Raw genomic sequence first — 26846 nt, 5'->3', positions numbered from 1 at the left:
GCTTACATTCGCCCCAATCGCTAGCCAAAGGACGCCGCATGCCTGACATGACCCCCGCGCCGCGCCGGCGCCCGCTGTGGCGCCTGTTCATCGCTCCTGCACTGCTCCTTGTCGTTGCCGCGGCGTGGAGCGCGTTCTGGTTCTATGCTGCTTCCGAGGTCGGCGTGCGCGCCGATGCGTGGGCCGCGCAGGAGGCAAAGGCCGGACGGGTCTATGCCTGCGGCAAGCGTTCGGTGGCCGGCTTCCCGTTCCGTTTCGAAGTCCGCTGTGAGGACGCCAGCGTTTCGCTGGTCTCGCAGACCGCCGGCGCGCAGGTGCCGTTCACCGCGCGGCTCGGTGAAATCCTGGTGATCGCGCAGATCTATCAGCCGAAACTCCTGATTGCCGAGTTCAAGTCGCCGGCGACGCTGGCCGATCGCGGCCAGCCGCCGTCGATGCAGGTGAACTGGACCACCGGTCGCAGCAGCGTGTCGGGACTGCCTGATATCCCGCAGCGCGCATCCATCGCGTTCGACAATGCGTCGATCGAACGCGTCAATGGACCGGTGCGAACGCCGCTTGCGCGCGCCGGTCATGTCGAGCTGCATGGCCGCCTTGCCGATGGCTCGACCAGGGACAAGCCCGTAATCGAAGCGGTGCTGCAGATATCCGGCGGCAACGTGCAGGAAGTGCACCCGATACTCGCGGCGCCGTTCGACGCCGACATCCAGACCAAGCTCGCTGGCTTGAATGATTTTACGCCAAAGCCGTGGCCCGAACGGTTCAGGGAATTGCAGGCGGCGGGCGGCCATGTCGAAATTGTGCGCTCGCGGATTCAGCAGGGCGATCTGATTTCGGTCGCCGCGGGGACGTTGAGCCTCAATGCCCAGGGGCGGATCGACGGCGAACTGCAGATGACGGTGACGGGGATGGAGCGCGTGATCCCGGCGCTCGGCATCGAGAAGATGCTGGAAGAGGGCGTGCCGCAGGCAACCCTCGATCGCGTCGCACCTGGCGTCAAGACGCAGGACCTCAATAATCTATTCGGTGCGCTCGACAGGGCGATCCCTGGCCTTGGCAAGGTCGTCAAGCAGAACGCCAACGCAGGCGTCGCCGCCGGCATCAACGCGCTCGGCAAGGAGACGGAGCTGGAGGGTAAGAAGGCGCGCGCCTTCCCGCTGCGCTTCGCCGACGGCGCGGTGTTTCTCGGCCCGTTCAAGGTAGGGCAGGTGCCGCCGCTGTTTTAGCTCTCTGTCGTCCCGGCCAAGCCAAGCGCGAGCCGGGACCCATATCCACCGATGCTGATCGTTGAGCGAAGCTGGGGCTCCAGCTTGCCGTAATCGCAAAGCCCTGTGGTTATGGGTCCCTGCGTTCGCAGGGACGACGACGCAATTTCACTCGCCCTTCTTCTCCAGCGGCGGATGCGGGCGGCCGAAGTCCGGCGCCGCCGAGTCCTGGCCGATCTCGACGATGCCGCGGCGGATGGCGCGGGTGCGGGTGAAGTGCTCGAACAGCGCTTCGCCGTCATTGCGGCGGATCGCGCGGGTGAGCTTCGACAGGTCTTCGTTGAAGGTACCGAGCATTTCCAGCACGGCTTCCTTGTTGTTGAGGAACACGTCGCGCCACATCGTCGGGTCGGACGCCGCGATGCGGGTGAAATCGCGAAAACCGCCGGCGGAAAACTTGATCACTTCCGACGACGTCACTTGCGCCAATTCGTCCGCGGTACCGACGATGGTGTAGGCGATCAGATGCGGCAGATGGCTGGTGATCGCGAGCACCAGGTCGTGATGATCAGGCGTCATGATCTCGACCCTGGCGCCCATGCCGGCCCAGAACGCGCGCAGCGTTTCGACCGCCATCGGATCGGCGCCGTCGGGCGGGGTCAGAATGCACCAGCGGTTGATGAAGAGCTCGGCGAAGCCGGAGTCGGGCCCCGAATGTTCGGTGCCGGCGACCGGATGCGCCGGCACGAAATGCACGTTGCCCGGCAAATGCGGCGCCATTTCTCTGATGATGGCGCCCTTGACCGAGCCGACGTCGGAAACGATCGCGCCAGCTTTCAGGTGTGGCGCGATCTCCTGCGCGACCGGGCCGCAGGCGCCAACGGGAATGCAGAGGATCACGAGGTCGGCGTCCCTGACAGCCTCCGCGTTGGTCTCCAGCACGCGATCGACGATGCCGAGTTCGATAACCCGCGCGCGGGTCTTCTCCGAGCGCGCGGTGGTGACGATTTCGCTGGCGAGCCCCTGGGCCCGCACGGCGCGCGCGATCGAGCCGCCGATCAGGCCGAAGCCGATCAGCGCGACGCGTCGGAAGATCGGTGCCGCGCTCATTTCGCCGCCATGAAGTCGCGCAAGGCCTCGACGACGAGGCGGTTGGCCTCCTCGGTGCCGATGGTCATGCGCAGCGAATGCGGCAGGCCGTAATTGTTCAGTGCCCGCAGCACCAGGCCGCGCTTGGTGAGGAACGCATCCGCCTCAGCCGACGTCTTGCCCTTGTCGAGCGGGAAGTGGATCAGCACAAAGTTCGCCACGCTCGGCGTTACCTTGAGCCCGAGCTTGCCGATCTCTTCCGTCAGCCAGTTGCGCCATTGCTCAGTGAAGGCCTTCGACATCTGGACGTGCGCGGTGTCCTCGATCGCGGCCACCGCCGCCAGCATCGCCGGCGTCGAGACGTTGAAGGGCCCGCGGATCCGGTTGACGGCATCGACGATGTTGGCCGGGCCGAACATCCAGCCGATACGCAACGCCGCCAGCCCGTGGATCTTGGAGAAGGTGTGCGTCATCACAGTGTTTTCGGTGGTCGCCACCAGCTCCAGGCCGAGCTCGTAATCGTTGCGCGACACGTAATCGGCGTACGCAGCATCGAGCACCAGCAGCACATGCGGCGACAGACCGGCGCGCAGCCGCTTGACCTCGTCGAACGGCACGTAGGTCCCGGTCGGGTTGTTCGGGTTGGCGAGCCACACCAATTTTGTGCGCGGCGTGACGCGCGCGAGAATGGCGTCGACGTCGGCAGTAAAGTTGGTCTCGGGCGCGACGACGTTTTTCGCGCCGTTCGCCATCGTGGCGATCGGGTACACCAGGAAGCCATGGGCGGTGGAGATCGCCTCGTCGCCTTGGCTGAGATAGGTGTGCGCGAGCAGATTGAGGATTTCGTCCGAGCCGGCGCCGCAGATGATGCGGTTGGGATCGAGGCCGTAGGCGCGGCCGATCGCTTCCCGCAACACCCTTGAGGTTCCTTCCGGATAGTCTTCCAGATGTCCGGCGGCATCCTTGTAGACGGCCATGGCCTTCGGCGATGGCCCGAACGGGGTCTCGTTGGCCGACAGCTTGAACACCTTGCGGCCCGGCTCCGGCACCGGCGTCTTGCCGGGCGTGTAGGGCGCAATATCGAGAATGCCGGGATTCGGCACGGGGCGGTTCATCTTCAACTCCGGAATTTCAGGCGGCGGTCAAGGCTTCGCCGATCCGTTCGGGGGCACCGTATAGCGCGTTGCGTGGCTGCCGACGAGGGCCGAAGAGCGCACCGAGGCGCCGGCCTGGATCAGGGCAGCCTTGATCTTCTCGAAGCCGGTGCCGGCATCTGACACCAAGAGCGCCGCGCCGTCGAAGGCGGTGTCGGGCACGGCGACGATTTCGGCGAGCGGCGCCAGCGCGCGGGCGATATCGGCGTTCCACCCCGAGACGCGGACGCTCCACATCTGCACCTCCGTCACCATCGCATCGTCGGCGACGCGCGAGATCACGAATACCGGCAGCGCCGCCGGATGATCGGCGCGCTCAAGGAATGGCAGCCGGGCGATGATCTTCGGTGCGCCGTCGGCTTCCAGCGCATTCCACCACGGTGTACGGCTCGACACCGCCGAGACCAGCGCCAGATCGCCCTTCGATTTCGCCACCGCTTCGACCGCCGCCTGCGCGCTGAAATGGCCGACATAGGGCACGACAAAGCCGAAATGAAACCGCGCCGAATCCCGCATCGCGGGTTCGCCGACCGAGACGTCCGCATGCACCGAAAACGGCGCCTGGACGTAGGTGAAGGTCGAGATGATGACGCGCCAGATGCTCTCGATGGTGTCGAGCGGCAGGATGCCGCGATGGCGCCGGACGAGCTCGCGCATCATGCTGGCCTCGCGCGCCGGGCGGAACGCCGAGCCGACTTCCTGGGTCTGTTTCACCTGGATCAGCCGGTCGATGATGTCGCCGCGCGCCATCAGGAGGCGATGGACCTGCTCGTCGATCGCGTCGATCTCCTTGCGCAATTCCTGCAGCGAGGGCGGGGCCGGGGGGGCTTTGGACATCTTGAGAACCTTCAGCGCCGGATCGATCCGAAATCACCGGCAATCATGGCTATTGATTAGAAAAGACGGCCGCTGAAAGCAAAGAGAAACGGCGGCGCTGGCATGGCAGCTACCCGGTTAGCCATGGGGCCTGCCTTGACGGGGGACCTGCTTCGGACTAGCTTTGTTCCATTCCGTGGTCATTTGAGCCGGCCGGCTTGCAGCCACGTTAAACAACTCGCTAAACAGGCCGGGGACAGAAGTGATCCCGGCCGAACCTTTCGTTCAGGCCGGGTTTTTTATGGCCTGACTTCTGTCTGGAGCCTCCACAAGGAGGTTGGTCGTCGATGACAAATTTGCAGTCGGTATCCAGTCCGTCGATTCACAGCGAGGACCGCGCCCACGAGGCCGATCATCCGACCTCGACGGTGGCGAAGTTCGACGTCGAGCAGCCGTTGAAGCTCGATTGCGGCATTGATCTCGCGCCGTTCCAGATCGCGTATCAGACCTATGGCGAACTGAACGCCGACCGCTCCAACGCCATCCTGATCTGCCACGCGCTGACGCTGGATCAGCATGTCGCCAACGTGCATCCCCTGACCGGCAAGGCCGGCTGGTGGGAAATCATGGTCGGCCCCGGCCGACCGCTCGATACCGACAAATACTTCATCATCTGTTCGAACGTGATCGGCGGCTGCATGGGATCGACCGGTCCGGCCTCGACCAATCCGGCGACCGGCAAGGCCTGGGGGCTGGATTTCCCGATCATCACCATCCCCGACATGGTCCGCGCGCAGGCCATGCTGCTGGATCGGCTGGGCATCGAGACACTGCTCTGCGTGATCGGCGGCTCCATGGGCGGCATGCAGGTGCTGCAATGGACCGCCGCCTATCCGGAGCGGGTGTTTTCGGCACTGCCGGTGGCGTGCTCGACGCGCCATTCGGCGCAGAACATCGCGTTTCACGAACTCGGCCGGCAGGCCGTGATGGCCGATCCGGATTGGCACCATGGGCGCTATTTCGAACGCAACACCCATCCGCATCGCGGGCTGGCGGTGGCGCGGATGGCGGGCCACATCACCTATCTCTCCGACGCCGCGCTGCATCGCAAGTTCGGACGGCGGATGCAGGATCGCGAGCTGCCGACGTTTTCGTTCGACGCGGATTTCCAGGTCGAGAGCTATCTGCGCTATCAGGGCTCGTCCTTTGTCGAGCGCTTCGATGCCAACAGCTACCTCTATCTGACGCGCGCGATGGACTATTTCGATATCGCCGCCGACCACAACGGCGTGCTGGCGCAGGCGTTTCGCGGCATCAAGACGCGCTTCTGCGTGGTGTCGTTCACGTCGGACTGGCTGTTTCCGACCTCGGAATCGCGGGCGCTGGTGCATGCGCTGAATGCATCGAGCGCGCGGGTGTCGTTTGCCGAGATCGAGACCGACCGCGGCCACGACGCTTTCCTGCTCGACGTGCCCGAGTTCTTCGATATTTCCCGTGCCTTCCTGGAATCCGCAGGCAAGGCGCGCGGCCTCGATGGTACAGGTGGCTGATATGGCCCTTCAGGAACAGAGCCTGCCGCTCGGCGGCGTCGCGCCCGATCGCACCGGAAAATATCGCACCGATCATCTGCTCGTTGCCGAAATGATTGCGGCCGGCTCAAAAGTGCTCGACGTCGGCTGCGGCGACGGCGAACTCTTGCAACTGCTGGAGAGCCGCGGCATCGACGGCCGCGGCATCGAGCTGTCGCGCGAGGGCGTCAACCGCTGCGTCGCCAGGGGGCTGGCCGTGGTGCAGGGCGACGCCGATACCGATCTCGTCAACTATCCCGATGATGCTTTCGACTACGTGATCCTGTCGCAGACACTGCAGGCGACGCGGCAGCCGAAGGTCGTGCTGGAGAATCTGCTGCGAATCGGCCGGCGAGCGATCGTGTCGTTCCCGAATTTCGGCTTCTGGAAGATGCGGCTGCAACTGCTCGTCGGCGGCCACATGCCGCGCACCGAACATCTGCCCGCCACCTGGTACGACACGCCGAACATCCATTTCTGCACCATCAAGGATTTCGTCCAGCTCTGCGACGAGATCAACGTCAAGATGGAGCGCGCCGTCGCCCTCGATCTCTACGGCCGCCCGGTGCCGCTGAACCTGCCTTGGTGGGTCTGGAACATGTTCGGCGAGCAGGGTGTGTTTCTGCTGAGCAGGGGGACGGGGAAGTGACGCTTTCAGCGTCATTCCGGGGCGCGTCGAAGACGCGAGCCCGGAATCTCGAGATTCCGGGTCTGGTCCTTCGGACCATCCCGGAATGACGCCGTCAAACGTGAACCGCTACCAGTGACCTCGCATCCCGCACCGGCCATCGGCCGCCCTCCACCAGCGCGATGAACCGCTCCACCATCTCGTTGAACAGCGCCGGCTCCTCGAGATTGAGCACGTGGCCTGACTTCGGGAAGAACGAAAGCCCCGCCGCCGGCAGATGCTGTTTCAAAAACAGGCTCGGCCCGATGCAATTGTCGTCCTCGTCGCCGCAGAGAATGAGCGCCGGCGTCGGCACGCGCCGGATCGCATCCGTCATGGTGTAGATCGACGGCCGCTTGCCTTGAAAGCTGCGCATGGTGTTGGCCGAGCCCCTGGCGTCGTGCCGCGCCAGCGCAGCGTAGAGATCGGCGTGGCCGCGCGGATCCTTCAGCAAGAACGGAATCCGGCTCGGCGCCTCCCGCGTCTCCTTGGCGACTTCAGCCGAACCGATCATCTCATACTGCTCGGCATTGGCGATGCATTGTGCGCGGAAGGCGTCGAGGTTTTCCAAACCCGAGCCGGCGCCCACGGCGGCTAGCGTCATTGATAGCGCCCGCTCGGGCGCATGAAGGCCGACCTGCAGCGAGGAATAGGAGCCCATGGACAGGCCGACGAAATGCGCTCTTGCGATGTCGAGATGGTCGAGCACGGCCAGCGCATCGGTGTAGAAATGCTCGTAGGTGTAGACATCGGCCGATGGCGGCACGTCGGAGGGCGTATAGCCGCGCGCCGAATAGGCGATGCAGCGGTGGCCGCGCGAGAAGTAGCGCATCTGCGGCTCCCAGTTGGTGTGGTCGGCCGCGAACTCGTGCAGGAAGATGATCGGCGTCCCGCTTCCCGCCTCTTCATAGTGCAGACGAACGCTATCCTTGGTGACGGCATAGGGCATTTCGGATTCCTCTCGATTTTCTTGATTTTGCGACACTTCCTTGCGCGATGTGCGCACAAAATTGCAATTAATTTTCGGGGCTGCAATGCGGCGGAGTCGTTCCATTTTCGCCATCGAATCGGCGCGGAATTACCCCGGAATCGTTATCCCACGGTCACATGAAGTCTTCCTCTCGCCACATCCCGCAACGCAAAACGCCGCCCGCGTTCGTTCGTAGACGAACGCAAAGGGGAAGTGGGGGTTGGTACAGAGGACTAAGTATGCGTCAGTTGTTTGCGTTTCGCCGGTCGCTTCGTTTCATCGCGCTGGCATTGTGTTCGGCTTCTATCGTCGTATTTGTCACTCCGGCTTCGGCAAAACCTGGCGCAGGGCGGCACGCCCGGGCCTATCACGCCGGCCACCACGCCAAGCATCATCACGCCTATCGCCACCATCGCCATGCTCTCAGGATGTCGCGCTTTGAGCGCGAAGTCGCGCAGACGCAGGCCGGCGGCTTTTCGGATTTCAACCCGAGCTACACGGCAAGCACCCCGCAGATGGTCGCGCCCGGCGGCTTCGGCTACGCCAACGCTGACGCGGAAGCGCGCAACCTCCGCACCGGCCGCCGTGGCGCCCGGCTGCGGCATGTCGAGCGCACCTCGCGCTGGGATCGCGCCGTCGCGCACATGAATGCGCGCGGTCTTGCCGATGCCAACGCGAGCGTCGCCGCGAACGCAAACGTCGCAGCCGATGCAGGCGTTGCCTCGAATGCAACGGTGACGCCGACCGGCGGCGCGATGGCCTCGGGCTACACCTCGTCGAACGTCGTCACTGAGGCGCGAAAATATCTCGGCGGCAACCCGACCGGGCGCGGCAGCCTGTGGTGCGCGCGCTTCATGAACATGGTGCTGCAGCACTCCGGCTATCGCGGCACCGGCTCCGACATGGCGAGCTCGTTCGCGAAATACGGCCAGCGCGTTTCCGGCCCGCAGGTCGGCGCCATTGCCGTGATGACGCGCGGCCGCCGCGGCGGTCATGTCGGCATCATCACCGGCGTCGACGCCAAGGGCAATCCGATCATGATCTCCGGCAACAACGGCAACCGCGTCCGCGAAGCCCCGGTCTCGCGCGGCCGGATCTACGCCTACGTCATGCCGACGAGCTGATCGACAGCATCAAGGACTCGTAGGGTGGGCAAAGCGGAAGCGTGCCCACCATTTACGCCCGGGATCGTGGTGGTGGGCACGCTTCGCTCTGCCCACCCTACGGCTTTAAGCGAAGGTCATTCGCTCATGGGAGCGGTTCGACCTTCGCCGCCATGTCGGGGGCGCGTGTGACGCGGTATGTCGCGTTGCTGCATTTGAGGACCCAGACGGCACGGTCCGGCTGTGAGCGCTTTCTGTCCCTCGTGGCGCCGAGCGCTTTGTCGCAGGTGAACCCCTGCGTACGAATCTGGGCCGACAGCATTGACTGCGGCGTTTCGGCCGCAGCCTGCTGCGCCCGCACCTGCGGGCTGAAAAGGACAGCAGCGATAGCCAGGAGTAACGATCCAGGTGTTTTGCGCATGAGCTCAATCCTTCGAACAGACATTCCGCTCGTCTGAGGGCTGAAGAAGCGGACCTTACTCCAAGAATTCGGAAACGACAGCTTTCGCGCAAATGTGACACGACGCAGCAAACGTGGGGGACCATGTCGAGAGGGGCGCGCATTCGCGCGACCCGTTGGCTCATGCCTGTGGCTCATGCGCGCGGAAGACGGTGCCCTCGGATAGCGCACGATTGCCGGGCGCCATCCGGTGGAGCCGTATGGCGTCTTCTCCGCCTTCCGATCGCAAATTTGTAATCCGAGCCGTGGTCGCTGCGTGTGAAGTGCGCCACATCACGGAAGCTTTTGTCTCATTTCAGCGAGGATGGTCGAGGCGGGTCCTTGCGCGCTGGCCTCTCGGTTTCGTGAGGATGCTTCATGCGCAACGTGGCGCGCAACGATGGAACCGCGCCGATGAAGTCGTTTTCGGAGGTCGACGAAGACATGCTGAAACGAACCGATGGTTTAATGGCCTTAAGCCCAAAACCATGGGTGGCTATTTGAGGCAACGCCGTGTGTTCGAAACTTTGGGCGTCGAAGTTCTGGCCCACCGGAGATTTTTTGATTGAGTCATAGGTGCCGTCATGCGCGAAGATTTTGCTTCGTCCAGTTTTCTTGCCGTTATCATCGTGAGCTTGATTGTGGTTTGTACGGGCCTTGTCGCGCTTGCAAGCTGATCCTGCGATGAAATGTCCGGCCTTGCGCCGTGCCTGGCATGAAGATGCCATCACTTGATCGCCGCACGCGCGTTGCTGTCCGCAACACCATCCGCTGCGATGGAATTGTTTCCAAATATTTCTGACGGCTGCGCAATCTGGAGCAATTCTAGCAGCCACCCATCGAACTCCGAAGATGCCTGCGTTAGAGCGAGGCACCAAAAAATCGTACCGGCCAAGCCGGCAGACTTCGGGGTAATTACAGGGTGACACCAACAGGATTCGATTCGCTTTCCACCACTCGACTTCAACTCTTGCGAACGATCTGCCTCGGGGCAGTCAGCGGTCTCGCTCTTTACTTACCGACTGGAACCGCACTGGCGCAGTCTTCACTGCCACCGGTCACCGTGGACGCGCCGCAGCAGCGCGCTCGTCAGGCCGCGACCCAGCCATCCCGCCGCGCTTCGACCACGCGCGGCGCGCGTACCGCTCGCGCAGCCCGCGCGCCGCAAGCGGCGCCCGCTGCGGCCGCATCAGGCCCTGGTGCCGGCGAACGCGCCAATGGTCCGGTGCGGGGCTTCGTCGCGACCCGCAGCGGCACCGCGACCAAGACCGACACGCCGATCATCGAGACGCCGCAGTCGATTTCCGTCGTCACCACCGATCAGGTCAGAAATCAGGGCGCGGCGTCGATCGGTGAGGCGTTGCGCTACACCGCCGGCGTCAGCGGCGATGTCAACGGCGGTTCAGATACGCGCTTCGGTGGCCTGCAGATCCGCGGCTTCGACATGACCATGCCGGGACTCTACATCGATGGTCTGCGGGTGCCGTCCAGCAACTACGTGCATTTCAATGGTCTCGATCCATATGGTGCCGAGCGCCTGGAGGTCCTCAAGGGGCCGTCGTCGGCGATGTACGGCGGCAGCGGCACCGGCGGCATCCTCAATTACGTTACCAAGCTGCCGACCGCGCAACAGTTCGGCGAAGTCTCGGTCTCGGGCGGCAGCTTCAACCGCTATCAGGGCCAGTTCGACATGGGCGGTCCCGCCAACAAGGAAGGCACCGTGCTGTGGCGGTTGACCGGTGTCGTTCGCGATGGCGAAACTCAGGTCGACTTCACCAAGGATAACCGCGTCTTCATCGCGCCCGCCGTCACCTTCAAGCCGAACGAGGACACGACCATCACCTTCCTGGCCAACTATCAGAGGGACAGGGCAGGGTGGGGACTGCAGTTCCTGCCGGCTTCGGGCACGGTGTGGCCCAATAATGGTCGCACCATCCCGGTCTCGTTCTTCGCGGGCGTGCCCGGTTTCGACGCGTTCAACACCGAGATTGCGACCGCCGGCTACCAGCTCTCGCACAACTTCAACGACGCCATCACTTTCCGGCAGAATCTGCGCTACGCCTATCAGCACAACGAAGAAAAAGTGTTCTATGGCGGCGGCTACACCAACGAGGCTGCGGGTCTGCTTGCGCGCTACGGCAGCACGAGCAATTCGTACATCAATTCCTTGGCGGTGGACAATCAACTGCAGGGCAAGTTCACCACCGGCGTCCTCAGCCACACCACGCTGGTCGGTATAGACTACCGCAACACCTCATTTCGCGACACCGCCTATGGCGTGACGACCTCGGCCCCCGAGATCAACGTGTTCGCCCCGGTCTACAGCTACGACTGGACCATTGGGGCCATGAGCGACAACACCGGCATCAAGCAATCGCAGGTCGGGCTCTACGCGCAGGACCAGATCAAGCTCGGCCGGCTCTCGTTCCAACTCGGCGGCCGCCAGGATTTCGTCACCACGAAGGTCGACAGCGGTCTCTTCAACACCTCGGCCACGACTGACGCCTCGGCATTCACCGGCCGCGCAGCCGTCATGTACAATTTCGACAATGGAATCGCGCCATATGTCAGCTATTCCGAATCCTTCCTGCCGGTGCTGGCGACCAACGTGGCGGGCCAGTTGCTCAACCCCGAGACCGGAACGCAGTATGAGGTCGGCGTAAAGTACCAACCGGTCGGGCTGAACGCCCTGTTCACGATCGCGGCGTTCGACCTCACACGCTCCAACGTCGTGACATACCCGCCACCGCTCTATATCGCTGAACAGACCGGCCAGGTGAAGTCGCGCGGCATCGAGCTCGAAGGCACGATGTCGCTCGCCGACGGCTGGAACCTGCGCGCCGCCTATGCCTATGTCGACGCCGTGATCACGCAGGATCCGGTAAATATCGGCAAGACGCCCCCCACGGTGCCGCTCAACCGCACCTCTCTGTGGAGCGACTACACGCTGCAGAGCGGGCCGCTCGCCGGGGTCCAGTTCGGCGGCGGCATCCGCCACGTCGGCGCGACGTGGGGCGACGACGCCAACACCTTCAAGGTCGGAGCATCCACCGTGCTGGATGCACTGCTGGCCTACAACAAGGACAATTGGCGCCTGTCGCTGAACGTCACCAATCTTGCCGACACGCGCTATGTCGCCGCCTGCTACAGCCTGTCGGGATGCTTCTACGCAGAAGGGCGCAAGGCGATCGCCAAAGTGGCCTATCGATGGTAGGGCGGAGACGAAACATTGCGACGGATACGTCACCGCCGGTCTGCCGACCGGCGGTGACGACGTTTGATGACTGAGGCAACCCCAACCGCACGGGCGAAGGCCATGAGATCGATCTTCGGGCGACTGCATCGCTGGGCCGGACTTCTCACCGCCGGCTTTCTGTTCTTTTCGGGCATCACCGGCGCGATCATCTCGTGGGATCATGCGATCGACGATGCGCTGAATCAGGATCTGTTCGACGTGACGAGCAGCGGTCCGTCGATTCCCTCCGTCGATCTCGTCAAGCTGATCGAGCAGCGCGATCCGCGTGCGCGCGTCGTCCACATGTTCATGACGCCGGAGAAGGACCATTCGCTGTGGTTCTTCGTGCTGCCGCGGATCGATCCGGCGACCGGCAAGCGGTTCACGCTGGACTACAATCAGATCTTCCTCGATCCCAACACCGGCGCAGAACTCGGGCGACGCTACTGGGGCGCGGTGTGGCCGGTGACGCGCGCCAACTTCGTCTCGTTTCTCTACAAGCTGCATTACACCATGCATATTCCGGAGTTCTGGGGCAACGATCGCTGGGGCATGCGCGTGCTCGGCGTCATCGCGATTATCTGGACCATCGACTGCTTCGTCGGCTTCTATCTGACCCTGCCGTCCCGCCGCCGCGCCAAAGCGGAGCGGGCGCCGGCCGTCGAGCGCCAGCTCGGCCGCGGTTTCTGGGCGCGCTGGGCGCCGGCGTGGAAGATCAAGACCTCGGGCAGCGCCTACCGAATCAATTTCGACATCCACCGCGCTTTCAGCCTGTGGACCTGGGCGCTGCTATTCGTGATCGCCTTCACGGCGTTTTCGCTCAATCTGTATTTCGAAGTGTTCTCGCCCTTGATGAAGACGGTGTCGAACTACACCCCGACGCCCTATGAGCAGCGTCCGTACCGGCATCTCGACGATCCGATCGAGCCCAAGGTCACGTTTGCCGATATCGCCGCGCGTGCGGCGGCCGACGGCAAGAGCCGCGGCTGGACCACGCCTGTCGGTTCGATCAATTACGGCCCGGCCCATGGCGTCTATGCCGCGGCGTTCTTCCATCCCGGCGACGATCACGGCGCCGGTGGCGTCGGTCCGGCGCAGCTCTATTACGACAGCGAGGACGGACGCCCGATCGGCCAGCGACTGCCGTGGGTCGGCACCGCCGCCGATATCTTCGTGCAGGCACAGTTCCCGCTGCATTCCGGCCGGATCGTCGGGCTACCCGGCCGCATCCTGATCTCGATCATGGGACTGGTGGTTGCGGTGCTATCGGTGACCGGCGTCGTGATCTGGTGGCGCAAGCGCCGCGCCCGCATCCACGTGCGCGAAACCACCGCAACCGGCGCGAGCGGACGCCTCGCGCCTGCGGAATAGTTCCATCGAACTTTTCGGATCCCTGCAGACCAAGAACCCGTTGCGGGTAAAATCTAAATTTTGGAGCAGATTCAAACTGATTTGGGTCGTCCAGTCATCCGCGCAAAAATAATCCGCTTCTCTTTCACCCCAAATCAGCGGCAATTTCCGCGCGTCCCGCCTCGACACGAGGGGCGTATCGCGGTCGTCACGAACGCGAGGCGGGATGCGGTGGACGCGAGGGCGTCGGCGCGCAAGGTGGCTGCAGGGCGAGGTCAAAACTCGTGAGCGGCTGATGGCGCGCAAGATGACGACGCCATTTGCGTACGGCAAAACCGTGTGGTCCTGACACCCGTGGCTGGTGCCAAGCTGCCGGTGGCGTCTCCGATCCAACCGGATCGATGCGCCATCAAGCCGGCAGTGACGGAGGCCAGAGGAATTCGGCTCCGGGGAGACCACGGCATAAGCCGTCAACCCATTGCGCAGGGAATGCCGGACTGCTTCGGCTGTACCTGTATGCTCGTGTGCGCATTTCCTACACCCATTGCACACGAGACCGCGGGTGCGGCGAGCACCCGGCATTCCCTGCTCCCTCTTTCGGGGGACAAGGTTCAAGCAAGCCTCGGGCGCGGTGCGTCGCGAGAACGCTGACACATACTCAATTGTCGTCACCCGCGCAGGCGGGTGACCCAGTATACCAGAGACAGCGAGGATAGGACCGTTAGGCCGCGGCGTACTGGATACCCCGTATGCGCGGGGTATGACGGTCGTTGTGCTGTTTCAGCGCTCGCAACAACGGCATTGATGGCAGAAACCTCACAACAACGCCGCCTGTTCCGCCGCGATCGCATCGCCTGCGCTGATCGTGCCGCCGGTGATGACCTCGGCATAGATCCCGCAATCGGCATGGCCGAGCCGGCGCTGCAACGCCGGCGGAATGGCGAGGTCGCGCTGGCCGGTATCGGGATCGACATTGATGGCGGCGCAGCGGACGATGCGCTTCACCACCTTGAGCCTGACGTCGCCGACCGCAAGCGTGCGGTCAAGCAGATCGAATTCGTGCCAGGCCGGCCAGCCCTCGACATAGAGATTGCCGCGGAAACGAAGCGGATGGACTGGCGCGCCGACGATATCCTCGATGGCGCGGACGCTGGCGAGGTTGATGATGGAGACCACCTTGCGGGCGACGTCCGAAAAACTGTGGCCGGGGCTCTCCAGCACCTTCGGCGGCCCTTTGATCTGGCCGGCAAAGGCGGTGGCGAAAAAATTCTCGATTGCCTGCCGGCCCTCGGCCGTCGCCAGGTTGCCCTGGGCTGCGATCTCGCCATTTTGGCGAAGCGAGAGGACCTGACTCTCATCGTCGAAATGGGTGCGCAGGCCGGCGAGCCATTCATCCCGCATCAGCATCAGGAAGTGCAGCTTCGGCATCCATTTGGGTTCCGCCGGATCGAACCCGGACGGGCCGTTCTCGATGGCGTAGCGGCGATCGGCCAAAAGCGTCTGTCCGGGCTTCAGTTCGGCGCGGCCAAGCTGCTCCGGGGTCAGGCCCTTGATGGGGTAACGGTAAATCCCGGTGATCCGGGCAGGGGAGGTGGCGTCCATGCGGCTTATTAAGAGATTCCTCCGGCTCGCGCCACAACTCCGAATTTATAGCCGCGGCCCTTCCGTTTCGCCCGGCCATGCCCACATTTGCGTCAAGCCTGAAAAGCGGGCGACGACCCGCGGCCGGTTGAGGAATGTCAACGCGGTTGGCGGATACCCAATGAAGATGCCGCAATCATGCCTCAGGGGTGGGAGCGGCATGCCGAGGGAAGCAAAACGATATGAATATTGAAAAATACACCGAGCGGGCGCGCGGCTTTGTTCAGTCTGCGCAGTCGCTCGCCATGCGCGACGGACACCAGCAGTTCTCGTCGCTGCACGTCCTCAAAGTTCTGCTGGACGATAGCGAGGGGCTGGCCGCAGGTCTGATCGACCGCGCCGGCGGCAATTCGCGCGCCATCCTCAAGGCGACCGAGGACGCGCTGAAGAAGCTGCCGAAGGTTTCGGGCAGCGGCGCCGGGCAGATCTATCTTGCCCCCGATATGGCGCGCGCCTTCGATGCGGCGGAAAAGGCCGCCGAGAAGGCCGGCGACAGCTTTGTCACCGTCGAGCGGTTGCTGTTGGGCCTGACGCTCGAGAAGAACGGTGAGGCCGGTAACATCCTGAACAAGGGCGGCGTCACGCCGCAAAGCCTCAATGCGGCGATCGAAGCGCTGCGCAAGGGCCGCAGCGCAGATAGCGCCACGGCGGAGAATGCCTATGACGCGCTGAAGAAATATGCCCGCGACCTCACGCAGGCCGCGCGCGACGGCAAGCTCGATCCGGTAATCGGGCGTGACGAGGAAATCCGCCGCACCATCCAGGTGCTGTCCCGCCGTACCAAGAACAATCCCGTGCTGATCGGCGAGCCCGGCGTCGGCAAGACCGCGATCGTCGAAGGCCTGGCGCTGCGCATCCTCAATGGCGACGTGCCCGAGAGCCTGCAGGACAAGAAGCTGCTGTCGCTCGACATGGGTGCGCTGATCGCGGGCGCCAAGTATCGCGGCGAGTTCGAGGAGCGGCTGAAGGCCGTGCTGCAGGAAGTGACCGCGGCCGAAGGCTCGATCATCCTGTTCATCGACGAGATGCACACGCTGGTCGGCGCCGGCAAGGCGGATGGCGCGATGGACGCGTCCAATCTCTTGAAGCCTGCGCTGGCGCGCGGCGAGTTGCACTGCATCGGCGCCACCACGCTCGACGAATACCGCAAGCATGTCGAAAAGGACGCGGCGCTGGCGCGGCGCTTCCAGCCGGTGTTCGTCTCCGAGCCGACGGTCGAGGATACCATCTCGATCCTGCGCGGCCTGAAGGACAAGTACGAACAGCACCACGGCGTCCGCATCACGGATTCCGCGCTGGTCGCGGCGACCACGCTGTCGAACCGTTACATCACCGACCGTTTCCTGCCTGACAAGGCCATCGACCTGATGGATGAGGCGGCGGCGCGGCTGAAGATGCAGGTCGATTCCAAGCCGGAAGAGCTCGATTTGATGGACCGGGAAATCATCCGGCTGAAGATCGAACAGGAGGCGCTGAAGAAGGAAACCGATATCGGCTCCAAGAGCCGCCTGCAGTCGCTGGAAAAGGAACTGGCGGACCTGGAGGAAAAATCGGCGGCGCTGACGTCGCGCTGGAGCGCGGAGAAGAACAAGCTATCCGACGCGCAGAAGATCAAGAGTGAGCTCGATGCCTTGCGCATTGAACTCGCCAACGCGCAGCGCCGCGGCGAATTCCAGCGCGCGGGCGAGCTTGCCTATGGCAAGATTCCGGAGCTGGAGAAGCGGCTCGAAACCATCGAGGCCAACGAAGACGCCGGCGAGATGATGGAGGAGGCGGTGACCGCCAACCACATCGCGCAGGTGGTGTCGCGCTGGACCGGCGTTCCCGTCGACAAGATGCTGGAAGGCGAAAAGGACAAGCTGCTGAAGATGGAGAATGCGCTCGGCAAGCGCGTCGTCGGCCAGGCCGAAGCCGTGCGTGCGGTCGCAACCGCCGTGCGCCGTTCGCGTGCAGGGCTACAGGACCCGAACCGTCCGATGGGCTCGTTCATGTTCTTGGGGCCCACCGGCGTCGGCAAGACCGAGCTGACGAAAGCGCTGGCGGAGTACCTGTTCAACGACGAGACCGCGATGGTCCGCCTCGACATGTCCGAGTTCATGGAAAAGCACTCGGTGTCGCGGCTGATCGGCGCACCTCCCGGCTATGTCGGCTATGACGAGGGCGGGGCGCTCACCGAAGCGGTGCGTCGGCGGCCCTATCAGGTGGTGCTGTTCGACGAGATCGAGAAGGCGCATCCGGACGTCTTCAACGTGCTGCTGCAGGTGCTCGACGACGGCCGTCTGACCGACGGCCAGGGCCGCACCGTCGACTTCCGCAACACGCTGATCATCATGACCTCGAACCTCGGTTCGGAATTTTTGGTGAACCAGCCGGAGGGCGAGGACACCGCGGCGGTGCGCGAGCAGGTGATGGGGATGGTGCGGATGCACTTCCGGCCCGAATTCCTCAACCGCGTCGACGAGATCATCCTGTTCCATCGTTTGCAGAAGAGCGAGATGGGCCGGATCGTCGAGATCCAGTTCGCTCGCCTGGAGAGGCTGCTGGAAGATCGCAAGATCACGCTGACGCTCGATGCGGCGGCGCGCGATTGGCTCGCGGCCAAGGGTTGGGATCCTGCCTACGGCGCTCGCCCGCTGAAACGGGTGATTCAGCGCAGCCTGCAAGACCCGCTGGCCGAGATGATCCTCTCAGGCGATGTCGCCGACGGCGACCGCGTCGTGATCTCGAGCGAAGGCAATGTGCTGACCTTCAACGGCAAGGCAGCCCAGACCGCCGAGATCGCGCAGTTCGAGACACCGGTGCCGAAGCGCAAGCTGAACTAGGGTGCTGGACGAACGCGAAAGCCCCGAGCATGCGCCATGTTCGGGGCTTTAGCTGAGTGGCAGTGACCGCTTCAGTCCGATGGACTAACCGCGGGCCCCGGCTCACCGGGATCATCGTCCTCGGGCTCGAGCTCCGTTAGGATGTCCACGAGCTCGCGGACCCGACCGGTCGCCAGCGGCCTGCCCGAATTCATCATCGGCTCGTCATTGGCTATCCAGGCTTGAGCCTCCGCCAGCTCATCCACCGTGGCGCCAGTTCCGATGATCTGGGCGATCGTGACCTCGTCGGCCCCACTGACTGCCTTGGTGACGTCATCCCGGGTAATGCGGCTCATGGCTGTTGATCCCCTTCAAGTCACGCTGATAGCCGCCCGCCGCTAGAAGCGGCGAGCGGCAAGATGTGCAAGGCCGGTCAAAGGCCCGTCGTCAGACGAGGCGGGTTCTGGGACATGAGCCAGAGTTCGACGGCGGCAAGCACGGCCACGGCAGCGCCGATCAGCACGTGCACCGTCAACGCGGTTCCCTGGAAGCCCAGGACCCAGGGCGAAACCAGCGCCCACAGGCCGACGATTAGGTTAAGCCATTCCTCCCAGACTGCGAATGCCGCCAGCGCTGCGATCGCGAGGATCGCGATCACGAGACCGGCGACCATGGCGTTCTGAGAGACCTTTCCGGCGTCGAAGCCGAACATCCAGGGCGATACGAATAAAACCGCGCCGAGGATGAGGTTCGCGACGTCGCACAATTTGGCGTTCGTCCAATTCTCTTTGGCGTTCGTCCAGTTGTCCATGACATCCTCCATTGAGAGGCTGCTGTTGCAAGTTAACTGGAGAAAGCCAGCCCGGGTTCCACAGGGGCGCAACCCCCTGACAATTAATGAAACCTGCGATCGGAAGGCAGTTGCCCCTTGGCTTGGGAACTTCGCCGTTTGGGGCGCCAAACGGCGTGGCATGCACCGCAATGAACGCCGGTTGCCGCCCGGTCTCCGTTACCGTTCGGGCTCACGGCGATCGGTGTTCCGCGCCTCAAGCGCGGCTCCATAGGCGGCAACCCTGGCCGGCGAAGGGGAGCCGATTACAGGCTGCCCGGTCTTCGCGCTACTTCCTTGTGACCTTGTAGATCGCGTTTTCCAGATCCGACGAGAAGTAGATCACCCCCGTTGCCCCAACGCCGACGCCGGTCGGGATGTTGCTCGGCAAGCCGCCCGGCGCGGCCGGCAATCCGATTGGGAGATTGGCGGCGATTTCGGTGGCGGCCCCGCTGGCTGGATCGATCTGAACGATGCGCTTCGCACCGACCTCTGCGACGATCAGTTTGCCGTCGGGGGCGACTGCAATGCCCTCCGGCATCTTCAGATCCTTGGCGATCACCGACTTCTCGCCATTGGCTTCCACCTTCGAGACCTGTCCGGCAAAAGCTTCGGTTAGATAGACCGCGCCGCCCGATCCGGCGGCGAGCCCCACCGGCCCTTCGAGGTTGCCGATCACCACGTTGCGGTCCTTGCCGTGCTCGCCGCTCGCCCGCACCAGCGATTTGCTGCCGAGCTCGTTGACGAGAATAGAGCCGTCGCCGAGCTTGACCGCGTCATGCGGCGCCTTGAAGCCGTGCAGCATCTCCCTAGTCTTGCCGGTCTTGCGGTCGATCAATTGCACCGTGCCGGTGAACCAGCTCGACAGCAGCACGTCATCGCCCCTCGCGGTGGCGCTCATCGGGTATTCCAGCGTCACGCCGTCGGCATGCATGCGCGCAGGTTCTGAGACTTCGCCGGTCGCGCCATCAACGGTACGATAGGCGAACACGTCGGCGACGTAGATGGTGTCCTTGGCCCCATCGGAGACGACGCCGATGCCGCCGGGCAGCGCCAGCTTGCCGATAATGACCTGCTTGGCAGTGCCGGTCTCCGGATCGACTTCCTGGATGCCGTTGTCGGCCATGTTGGAGACGAAGATGCGATCCTTGTCGTCGATCACGAGGTTGTCGAGCGAGGGCTTGAGCTGGGCGGCCAGCTTTTTCGCGCCGGACTTCGGATCGACCCGGATCAATTGGCCGAGCGCGGTATCGACCACCCAGAGATTGCCCTTGGAATCGAAATTGACGGCAGCCGGAATCTTGAAGCCGTCGGCGACCACGGAAAGTTCGCCCTTGTCGACGTCGACCCTCGCGACCTGGCCCTTGAACCAGAGCGGGCCGTACAGTCTGTCGTCGGGACCGAATTCGAAGCCGTTGAGGCCGCCCATTTTCTCCATGATCTTGCGCGGCGGTTTCACGCCCTCGACGTCGATTTCATAGAGCGCATCGCCCAAAAACACCTGCGTCGCGTACAGCCGTCCGTCCTTGCGGAACGCCAGCGAGTTGATGCCGGGCAGGCCCGAAGCGAGCTTCTTCACCGGGCCGTCGCCCTTGCGCGAATAGAGATCGCCGGTGAGGAAGGCGGTCCAGGCCATGGTGCCGTCGGGCGCGAACGCAATATCGTCGGACATGCCTTCGGGGGAGGGGACCGCAATCTTCGCTGTGCCGTTATTGCGATCGACCTCGTAGAGCGCGGCACCGGCGACGCTGCCGGCGAACAGTCGGCCGGACTTGTCGACTCCGAGCCCGTGCACGCCATGAAACGCCGAGCCCGGAACCAGCTTGGTGACCTCATAGGTCTGCGCCGATGCGCCCGCCGCGTTTCCAAGAACGATTGCCGCAGCGGTTGCTGCGAGTGCAAGCCTGCTCATCATGACGCTACCTCCCAACTGTTTTTGTTGGAGGCAGTATTTGTCGTGACGCGCAGTTTGGCAAACAAAACTGTCGGTTGCGTGCGCGGCCGCTGCCACAGATCCGACACGCAGCGTGTCGTGAGAATCCTTATCGGATCTTCAGGATGTTATCGAAAGCTCAGCGGCTGACCTGGCGCGTCTGCGGCGTGGTGCCGGTGGCCTCCGAAACCCGCGCCGAGCTGCCGCGATTGTTCATCTGGATGTCGAGCCGGTCGCGCTCTTTTTCGAAATTCGCCAGCATTGAGCCTTCAAGCGAACGGCCGCGCGGCAGCTTGACGCGCATCGGGTCGACGAAGCGGCCGTTGACCAGGATTTCGTAGTGGACATGGGCGCCGGTCGACATGCCCGTCGATCCGACGAAGCCAATCACCTGACCCTGGCGCACGCGCTTGCCGGGCTCCATGCCCTTGGCGAACGCCGACATGTGGCCGTAGGCGGTCTCGTAGCCGTTATTGTGCTTCAGGCGAACGTATTTGCCGTAACCGCCTTCCCAGCCGACCTTTTCGACCACGCCATTGCCGGAGGCGAAAATCGGCGTGCCGTAGGGCGTCGCCCAGTCCACGCCGGTGTGCATCTTGGTGAAGCCGAGGATCGGGTGGCGGCGGCCGCCGAAGCCCGAACGCATGATCGCGTTGTTGACGGGTTTGCGGACCAGGAACTTTTTCGCGCTCTTGCCGGTCTCATCGTAAAAGTCGACCACGGAGTCGTCGGGGGTCTGGAAGCGGTAATATTTCTTGGTCTCGCCGCCGACGGTCAGCGAGGCGAACAGCACCTCGGTCTTTTCGGTGCTGGGTGTGGCTTCGTCGTCGCCGGCGAAGAACACATCGAATGAATCGCCCGGCTGCACCTTGCGCTGGAAGTCGACGTCGTAAGAATAGATGCGGACCATGTCCTCGATCACGGCAGCCGGCACCTTGTTGCGCAGCGCGGTCTCGTAGATGCTCTGGTAGAGCCGGACGCCGCTGCCATCATCTTCATCATCGTCATCGTCGTCCTTGCCGGTAGCGGCTTCGGCGACGGTATTCATGCTCTGCACGTCGACGGCGACATATTTGCCGACGTCCGACAGCGCGGCGACGGCTTCGACGGTGGTCTCGTTGGCGACGATCACGCGATAGGGCTGCAGCCGGGCGGCGGGTCCGAGGCCGGAGGGGGCCATCAGGATGCGGATCTTCTGACCTTCCTTCAGGCCGCCGTCGCGGCCGCGGGGGCCAAGGGTCAGCGCAACCGCCCTGGCTTCATCGGGTGTCGCGCCCAGGTCGCGCAGGATCGAAGCGATGGTGTCGCCCTTTTTCACGACGTGAACGCGTTCGCCGGACGGATTGCCGCCGGTGATCTGGTCCTTGGTCTTCGGCAGCAGGGTGACGTTTTCCGGCACGATGCGGGTTTCAAAGCCAGCATAGGGATCGGAGACGTTGCCTTCGGTGGCATAGGCGAGCTTGATATCGGACTGCACGCCACTGGCGTCGGCGGTAAGGGCCGTGTAGCGGACACCGCCCGAGCCGCGCCAGTTCGCGGCATCCCGTACCCGCATCAGGACCTCATCGAGCGCGACCACGGCGGCGAGTTTCGCCTTGGGCAGCACGGTGGCGAGGTCCTTGGTAACGAAGGAAACTTCGGCGTCGGGTTCGACGGCTTCGGGATTGTTCGGATCCTCGGCAGCCGCCTGCGTCGGGGTGCCGACATCGGTCAGCAGGCGCTGGGCATTGTAGGGCGGGATCTTCGAGCTGAGATCGCTCGTCGTCATCGACAGGTTGCCGGAGATGCGGACGAAGGGCCGCACCCGCATCACGTCACGGTTTCCAACACGGGTAACGGTCGACACCCGCATTACGTTACGCGAGGCGGTGGATTCGCCGGGCGGCGGCAGACGGTCGCTTTTGTGCAGGGTGGCGGTGCGATCATTGGCGCCGAACGCCCCGCGCAACGCGCCCTCGACGCGCTCCGGCACCTTGGCAAAAGTCATTTCGCCGTCGAGCGAGGCAAAAACGGCGCCGCCGATAAGGGCCGCGCCGCACAGACCGGTCAGGATGGTGCCGCTAAACCATTGTACGGAGACACGGCGGCGATCGATCACCGCAGCCTCGGAGCCATCGACGGAAAGTGGCGGCTCGTGACCGAGATCGATGATCCCGGTCTCACGTCCATAGCCGCTCCCGCGTGGCGCCTTCTGGCTCAACCCTGTCTCCCCCCAAATTCCATCGACATCCGACAAGACCTCGCCCGATCCAGACCTACGTTTCCGCCCTTTTAAGGGAGGGATTCCGGAGCATGGCGTTGCCGCACGCATGGAAATTCGGGAATCAGAAGCCAGAAGAAGACCGGCCGCAGTCTCGAACGTCAATGGTCAGCAGATCTCTCGAAGTTTCCTGGCCGCATGGGAAAGGCGACGGGTTCCTCGAGATCGCCTGTCCCGGGTAGATGAAGACCGGCAGCCCCCACTGGCACCCGGTGATTCACTGCATACCTTATAGTCAGAACGTCGCAGGATTGTGGCTCAAGTGCGGCCAAAGGCCCGAAACATAGGGACTTCTTGGCGTCCCAAAAAACTTGCGAGCGATACGACAATTTCTTGACGAGGGGCGTTGACAACCCCGATCGGGCGGGCCTATAACCCGGCCACTGAGCGCGGCGATGCATTGGCCCCCGAGGCCAACGCATCTTTTCGCGCCCCGTAAGCTCCTCATTGCGATGAGTGACTCAACAGCCGATAACAGTCGGTTGTTATTTGTCGTCGGATGGGGTGTGCGGGAACCTTCCAGAAGTGGAAGGGTGGGGTCCCAAGGATCCCGGGCTGTTTGACAAGTGAAGATGAAGAAAGAGAAACGTGGACGGCGGAGTCCTTGCGTCTCTCGGAATACTTGGGAGCTTCGGTTTTTGAGTTCTGGGAGTGGACGAAAGACTTCGGCGGTACACGTTTTAAAGGTTACACCATCGTTGCCAGCGATGTGAATCGTGGGCAGCTCGTCGGCTTCGGTCGGCGAAGAATGGTGGGACCTCGTCAAACGTTGTGATCAGCCGGTTCAAGGTTTCAAGTCCAACTTGAGAGTTTGATCCTGGCTCAGAGCGAACGCTGGCGGCAGGCTTAACACATGCAAGTCGAGCGGGCGTAGCAATACGTCAGCGGCAGACGGGTGAGTAACGCGTGGGAACGTACCTTTTGGTTCGGAACAACCCAGGGAAACTTGGGCTAATACCGGATAAGCCCTTACGGGGAAAGATTTATCGCCGAAAGATCGGCCCGCGTCTGATTAGCTAGTTGGTGAGGTAATGGCTCACCAAGGCGACGATCAGTAGCTGGTCTGAGAGGATGATCAGCCACATTGGGACTGAGACACGGCCCAAACTCCTACGGGAGGCAGCAGTGGGGAATATTGGACAATGGGCGCAAGCCTGATCCAGCCATGCCGCGTGAGTGATGAAGGCCCTAGGGTTGTAAAGCTCTTTTGTGCGGGAAGATAATGACGGTACCGCAAGAATAAGCCCCGGCTAACTTCGTGCCAGCAGCCGCGGTAATACGAAGGGGGCTAGCGTTGCTCGGAATCACTGGGCGTAAAGGGTGCGTAGGCGGGTCTTTAAGTCAGGGGTGAAATCCTGGAGCTCAACTCCAGAACTGCCTTTGATACTGAAGATCTTGAGTTCGGGAGAGGTGAGTGGAACTGCGAGTGTAGAGGTGAAATTCGTAGATATTCGCAAGAACACCAGTGGCGAAGGCGGCTCACTGGCCCGATACTGACGCTGAGGCACGAAAGCGTGGGGAGCAAACAGGATTAGATACCCTGGTAGTCCACGCCGTAAACGATGAATGCCAGCCGTTAGTGGGTTTACTCACTAGTGGCGCAGCTAACGCTTTAAGCATTCCGCCTGGGGAGTACGGTCGCAAGATTAAAACTCAAAGGAATTGACGGGGGCCCGCACAAGCGGTGGAGCATGTGGTTTAATTCGACGCAACGCGCAGAACCTTACCAGCCCTTGACATCCCGGTCGCGGACTCCAGAGACGGAGTTCTTCAGTTCGGCTGGACCGGAGACAGGTGCTGCATGGCTGTCGTCAGCTCGTGTCGTGAGATGTTGGGTTAAGTCCCGCAACGAGCGCAACCCCCGTCCTTAGTTGCTACCATTTAGTTGAGCACTCTAAGGAGACTGCCGGTGATAAGCCGCGAGGAAGGTGGGGATGACGTCAAGTCCTCATGGCCCTTACGGGCTGGGCTACACACGTGCTACAATGGCGGTGACAATGGGATGCTAAGGGGCGACCCTTCGCAAATCTCAAAAAGCCGTCTCAGTTCGGATTGGGCTCTGCAACTCGAGCCCATGAAGTTGGAATCGCTAGTAATCGTGGATCAGCACGCCACGGTGAATACGTTCCCGGGCCTTGTACACACCGCCCGTCACACCATGGGAGTTGGTTTTACCTGAAGACGGTGCGCTAACCGAAAGGGGGCAGCCGGCCACGGTAGGGTCAGCGACTGGGGTGAAGTCGTAACAAGGTAGCCGTAGGGGAACCTGCGGCTGGATCACCTCCTTTCTAAGGATGATCCTTCAGTTCAGCTCACGCTGACTATCGGATCGTTTTAGAAACATCAGTGGCCAACAATCGTCAGGATTGTTGAGCTGCATTGGCGGGATTTCGCCGTCTACGTTTCTCTTTCTTCGCGGACGAACACGCACCAGGGGCTAAAGCGCTGTGCGATGCATCGGCGCGAGCCGATTGCGTGCGAGCTTAAAGTCCCTTGTGTTAGGGGCTTGTAGCTCAGTTGGTTAGAGCGCGCGCTTGATAAGCGTGAGGTCGGAAGTTCAAGTCTTCCCAGGCCCACCACCTTGATCGAGTGCGAGGCATTCGTCTTCTGGTACGGGGCCATAGCTCAGCTGGGAGAGCGCGTGCTTTGCAAGCATGAGGTCGTCGGTTCGATCCCGTCTGGCTCCACCAGATGAAATCGAAGATCGAGGGTGCCTCGAATATTCGTCCGCGAAACATCACTTCGCGCGCGCTAGTCCGGATGGACGGCGACGTGCGTGATATCTGACATCGTAAAGAGGAGATCGATCCGAGTTTGGGATCTGCAGAGCAATTTGCGGAATCTCATTCCTAATCTCCAGATCATTTCGGCGCTCGCTCATCGCAAGATGATCGGGTTGTAAATGATCTTTGTAGCGAAGCTTGACCGCCTCGCTATCGGGTTGATCTTACGAAGCAAGCTGGTCTTTCTAATCAGTGTCCGGCCGCAACATAGCATTCATCGAGGGTGCGCGTTTTGAGGTTTCGATCTCAAGACAATTGTGCGGACAACATTCTGCCGAGTGTGTGGACATTGATAATGAGAGCAATCAAGTGCCTTAAGGGTGTTCGGTGGATGCCTTGGCGCTGAGAGGCGATGAAGGACGTGCTACGCTGCGATAAGCCGTGGGGAGCTGCGAAGAAGCTTTGATCCACGGATTTCCGAATGGGGAAACCCACCTTCGATAGCTGGAACTCCAAGATCTCTTGATCTTGGGGTTCGGACAGCAATGTTTGAGAACCAAGCCGCGAGGTTTTGGATTTCCAGTTATCAAGTGAAGGTATGAAATCTCTGAATTCATAGGAGGTTTTAAGCGAACCCAGGGAACTGAAACATCTAAGTACCTGGAGGAAAGGACATCAATCGAGACTCCGTTAGTAGTGGCGAGCGAACGCGGACCAGGCCAGTGATACATCAAAGACAACCGGAACCTGTCAGGAAAGCAGGGCCTCAGAGGGTGATAGCCCCGTACGGGTAATGCGATGATGTATCCACGAGTAAGGCGGGACACGTGTAATCCTGTCTGAACATGGGGGGACCACCCTCCAAGCCTAAGTACTCCTCAGCGACCGATAGTGAACCAGTACCGTGAGGGAAAGGTGAAAAGCACCCCGACGAGGGGAGTGAAATAGACCTGAAACCGGACACCTACAAACAGACGGAGCCCAAGATACGTTCTGGGTGACGTCGTACCTTTTGTATTATGGGCCAGCGACTTAATTTAACGAGCAAGCTTAAGCCGATAGG

The 26846-nt window shown here is 62.4% G+C and carries 17 protein-coding genes, 2 tRNA genes, 2 rRNA genes and 1 riboswitch (1 of these 22 running past the window's edge); of the genes, 11 read left to right on the top strand and 10 right to left on the bottom strand.

The annotated features are described in order from the left end of the window. Positions 1-38 precede the first annotated feature (38 nt). Positions 39-1226, top strand: a complete 1188-nt coding sequence (locus LMTR21_RS34365; RefSeq protein ID WP_065751960.1) for a DUF2125 domain-containing protein — start codon at positions 39-41, stop codon at positions 1224-1226. A 147-nt stretch (positions 1227-1373) separates the two neighbouring features. On the opposite strand, the gene LMTR21_RS34360 is transcribed toward LMTR21_RS34365, so the two are convergent. From LMTR21_RS34360 to LMTR21_RS34350, 3 genes are read right to left on the bottom strand one after another with little or no spacing between them, the layout of a single operon-like run. Continuing rightward, on the bottom strand, positions 1374-2315 hold the full coding sequence (locus tag LMTR21_RS34360) for a prephenate/arogenate dehydrogenase family protein (protein ID WP_065751959.1): 942 nt from the start codon (positions 2313-2315) through the stop codon (positions 1374-1376). Beyond that, positions 2312-3409 (bottom strand): histidinol-phosphate transaminase, encoded by a 1098-nt coding sequence (gene hisC / locus LMTR21_RS34355; RefSeq protein ID WP_065752259.1) that lies wholly within the window; start codon positions 3407-3409, stop codon positions 2312-2314. The genes LMTR21_RS34360 and hisC overlap by 4 nt, the downstream gene beginning before the upstream one ends. Before the next feature lie 27 nt (positions 3410-3436). Then, positions 3437-4285 carry a chorismate mutase gene (locus LMTR21_RS34350; RefSeq protein WP_065751958.1) on the bottom strand — a complete coding sequence of 283 codons (849 nt, stop codon included), beginning with the start codon at positions 4283-4285 and terminating at the stop codon, positions 3437-3439. A 165-nt stretch (positions 4286-4450) separates the two neighbouring features. Continuing rightward, positions 4451-4530: riboswitch (SAM riboswitch) on the top strand. A gap of 81 nt (positions 4531-4611) precedes the next feature. On the opposite strand from LMTR21_RS34350, the gene metX reads away from it, so the two are divergent. Both metX and metW read left to right on the top strand, forming a co-directional pair. Next, on the top strand, positions 4612-5814 hold the full coding sequence (gene metX / locus LMTR21_RS34345; protein WP_065751957.1) for a homoserine O-acetyltransferase MetX: 1203 nt from the start codon (positions 4612-4614) through the stop codon (positions 5812-5814). A 1-nt stretch (position 5815) separates the two neighbouring features. Then, positions 5816-6481, top strand: a complete 666-nt coding sequence (gene metW / locus LMTR21_RS34340; protein WP_065751956.1) for a methionine biosynthesis protein MetW — start codon at positions 5816-5818, stop codon at positions 6479-6481. A 94-nt stretch (positions 6482-6575) separates the two neighbouring features. Here the strand turns inward: metW and LMTR21_RS34335 are convergent, their stop codons facing one another. After that, entirely contained in the window at positions 6576-7448 is an 873-nt protein-coding gene (locus LMTR21_RS34335; RefSeq protein ID WP_065752258.1) for an alpha/beta fold hydrolase, read from the bottom strand. Positions 7449-7708: 260 nt separating this feature from the next. Between LMTR21_RS34335 and LMTR21_RS34330 the strand changes: the two genes are divergently transcribed. Next, positions 7709-8593, top strand: coding sequence for a TIGR02594 family protein (locus tag LMTR21_RS34330; RefSeq protein ID WP_065751955.1), 885 nt, complete (start codon positions 7709-7711; stop codon positions 8591-8593). A gap of 729 nt (positions 8594-9322) precedes the next feature. On the opposite strand, the gene LMTR21_RS34320 is transcribed toward LMTR21_RS34330, so the two are convergent. Further along, positions 9323-9847: a hypothetical protein gene (locus LMTR21_RS34320; RefSeq protein ID WP_141688211.1), complete on the bottom strand. Its 525-nt coding sequence runs from the start codon at positions 9845-9847 to the stop codon at positions 9323-9325. Between the two features lie 389 nt (positions 9848-10236). On the opposite strand from LMTR21_RS34320, the gene LMTR21_RS34315 reads away from it, so the two are divergent. After that, complete coding sequence (locus tag LMTR21_RS34315) at positions 10237-12225, top strand: TonB-dependent siderophore receptor (RefSeq protein WP_065752257.1); 1989 nt, start codon at positions 10237-10239, stop codon at positions 12223-12225. A gap of 102 nt (positions 12226-12327) precedes the next feature. Beyond that, a complete protein-coding gene (gene fsrB, locus LMTR21_RS34310; protein WP_065751953.1) occupies positions 12328-13617 on the top strand; it encodes a siderophore utilization protein FsrB in 1290 nt (429 codons plus the stop codon). 795 nt (positions 13618-14412) lie between these two features. On the opposite strand, the gene LMTR21_RS34305 is transcribed toward fsrB, so the two are convergent. Beyond that, positions 14413-15198, bottom strand: a complete 786-nt coding sequence (locus tag LMTR21_RS34305) for an MOSC domain-containing protein (RefSeq protein WP_065751952.1) — start codon at positions 15196-15198, stop codon at positions 14413-14415. 221 nt (positions 15199-15419) lie between these two features. Here LMTR21_RS34305 and clpB point away from each other — a divergent pair, with 221 nt between their 5' ends. Then, positions 15420-18059 (top strand): ATP-dependent chaperone ClpB, encoded by a 2640-nt coding sequence (clpB, locus tag LMTR21_RS34300; protein WP_065751951.1) that lies wholly within the window; start codon positions 15420-15422, stop codon positions 18057-18059. Positions 18060-18130: 71 nt separating this feature from the next. Here the strand turns inward: clpB and LMTR21_RS34295 are convergent, their stop codons facing one another. The 4 genes from LMTR21_RS34295 to LMTR21_RS34280 form a co-directional block, all read right to left on the bottom strand. Continuing rightward, positions 18131-18394 carry a hypothetical protein gene (locus LMTR21_RS34295; RefSeq protein ID WP_065751950.1) on the bottom strand — a complete coding sequence of 88 codons (264 nt, stop codon included), beginning with the start codon at positions 18392-18394 and terminating at the stop codon, positions 18131-18133. A 77-nt stretch (positions 18395-18471) separates the two neighbouring features. Further along, positions 18472-18849 (bottom strand): SPW repeat protein, encoded by a 378-nt coding sequence (locus LMTR21_RS34290; RefSeq protein WP_065752256.1) that lies wholly within the window; start codon positions 18847-18849, stop codon positions 18472-18474. 307 nt (positions 18850-19156) lie between these two features. Further along, positions 19157-20782 carry an SMP-30/gluconolactonase/LRE family protein gene (locus tag LMTR21_RS34285; protein ID WP_065751949.1) on the bottom strand — a complete coding sequence of 542 codons (1626 nt, stop codon included), beginning with the start codon at positions 20780-20782 and terminating at the stop codon, positions 19157-19159. 157 nt (positions 20783-20939) lie between these two features. Next, on the bottom strand, positions 20940-23000 hold the full coding sequence (locus LMTR21_RS34280; RefSeq protein ID WP_065751948.1) for a M23 family metallopeptidase: 2061 nt from the start codon (positions 22998-23000) through the stop codon (positions 20940-20942). An 859-nt stretch (positions 23001-23859) separates the two neighbouring features. On the opposite strand from LMTR21_RS34280, the gene LMTR21_RS34275 reads away from it, so the two are divergent. The 4 genes from LMTR21_RS34275 to LMTR21_RS34260 form a co-directional block, all read left to right on the top strand. Further along, positions 23860-25348, top strand: a 16S ribosomal RNA gene (locus LMTR21_RS34275). A gap of 214 nt (positions 25349-25562) precedes the next feature. Continuing rightward, positions 25563-25639: transfer RNA gene (locus LMTR21_RS34270), tRNA-Ile, on the top strand. 35 nt (positions 25640-25674) lie between these two features. Further along, positions 25675-25750, top strand: a tRNA-Ala gene (locus LMTR21_RS34265). Between the two features lie 396 nt (positions 25751-26146). Beyond that, positions 26147-26846, top strand: a 23S ribosomal RNA gene (locus LMTR21_RS34260) (it continues 2147 nt past the right edge of the window). The 16S and 23S rRNA genes sit together here with 2 tRNA genes alongside, the layout of an rRNA operon.

The organism is Bradyrhizobium paxllaeri, assembly GCF_001693515.2.
GTDB lineage: Bacteria > Pseudomonadota > Alphaproteobacteria > Rhizobiales > Xanthobacteraceae > Bradyrhizobium > Bradyrhizobium paxllaeri.
Note: the sequence above shows the minus strand (reverse complement) of the source record. Positions and strands in the feature narration are given on the sequence as shown.

Excerpts from the sequence above, each read along its gene's own strand:
- LMTR21_RS34360 (WP_065751959.1), bottom strand. The coding sequence starts at position 2,315 with ATGAGCGCGGCACCGATCTTCCGACGCGTCGCGCTGATCGGCTTCGGC.
- LMTR21_RS34335 (WP_065752258.1), bottom strand. The coding sequence starts at position 7,448 with ATGCCCTATGCCGTCACCAAGGATAGCGTTCGTCTGCACTATGAAGAG.
- LMTR21_RS34285 (WP_065751949.1), bottom strand. The coding sequence starts at position 20,782 with ATGATGAGCAGGCTTGCACTCGCAGCAACCGCTGCGGCAATCGTTCTT.
- LMTR21_RS34295 (WP_065751950.1), bottom strand. The coding sequence starts at position 18,394 with ATGAGCCGCATTACCCGGGATGACGTCACCAAGGCAGTCAGTGGGGCC.
- LMTR21_RS34305 (WP_065751952.1), bottom strand. The coding sequence starts at position 15,198 with ATGGACGCCACCTCCCCTGCCCGGATCACCGGGATTTACCGTTACCCC.
- fsrB (WP_065751953.1), top strand. The coding sequence starts at position 12,328 with ATGAGATCGATCTTCGGGCGACTGCATCGCTGGGCCGGACTTCTCACC.
- LMTR21_RS34350 (WP_065751958.1), bottom strand. The coding sequence starts at position 4,285 with ATGTCCAAAGCCCCCCCGGCCCCGCCCTCGCTGCAGGAATTGCGCAAG.
- hisC (WP_065752259.1), bottom strand. The coding sequence starts at position 3,409 with ATGAACCGCCCCGTGCCGAATCCCGGCATTCTCGATATTGCGCCCTAC.
- LMTR21_RS34330 (WP_065751955.1), top strand. The coding sequence starts at position 7,709 with ATGCGTCAGTTGTTTGCGTTTCGCCGGTCGCTTCGTTTCATCGCGCTG.
- metX (WP_065751957.1), top strand. The coding sequence starts at position 4,612 with ATGACAAATTTGCAGTCGGTATCCAGTCCGTCGATTCACAGCGAGGAC.
- metW (WP_065751956.1), top strand. The coding sequence starts at position 5,816 with ATGGCCCTTCAGGAACAGAGCCTGCCGCTCGGCGGCGTCGCGCCCGAT.
- LMTR21_RS34290 (WP_065752256.1), bottom strand. The coding sequence starts at position 18,849 with ATGGACAACTGGACGAACGCCAAAGAGAATTGGACGAACGCCAAATTG.
- LMTR21_RS34365 (WP_065751960.1), top strand. The coding sequence starts at position 39 with ATGCCTGACATGACCCCCGCGCCGCGCCGGCGCCCGCTGTGGCGCCTG.
- clpB (WP_065751951.1), top strand. The coding sequence starts at position 15,420 with ATGAATATTGAAAAATACACCGAGCGGGCGCGCGGCTTTGTTCAGTCT.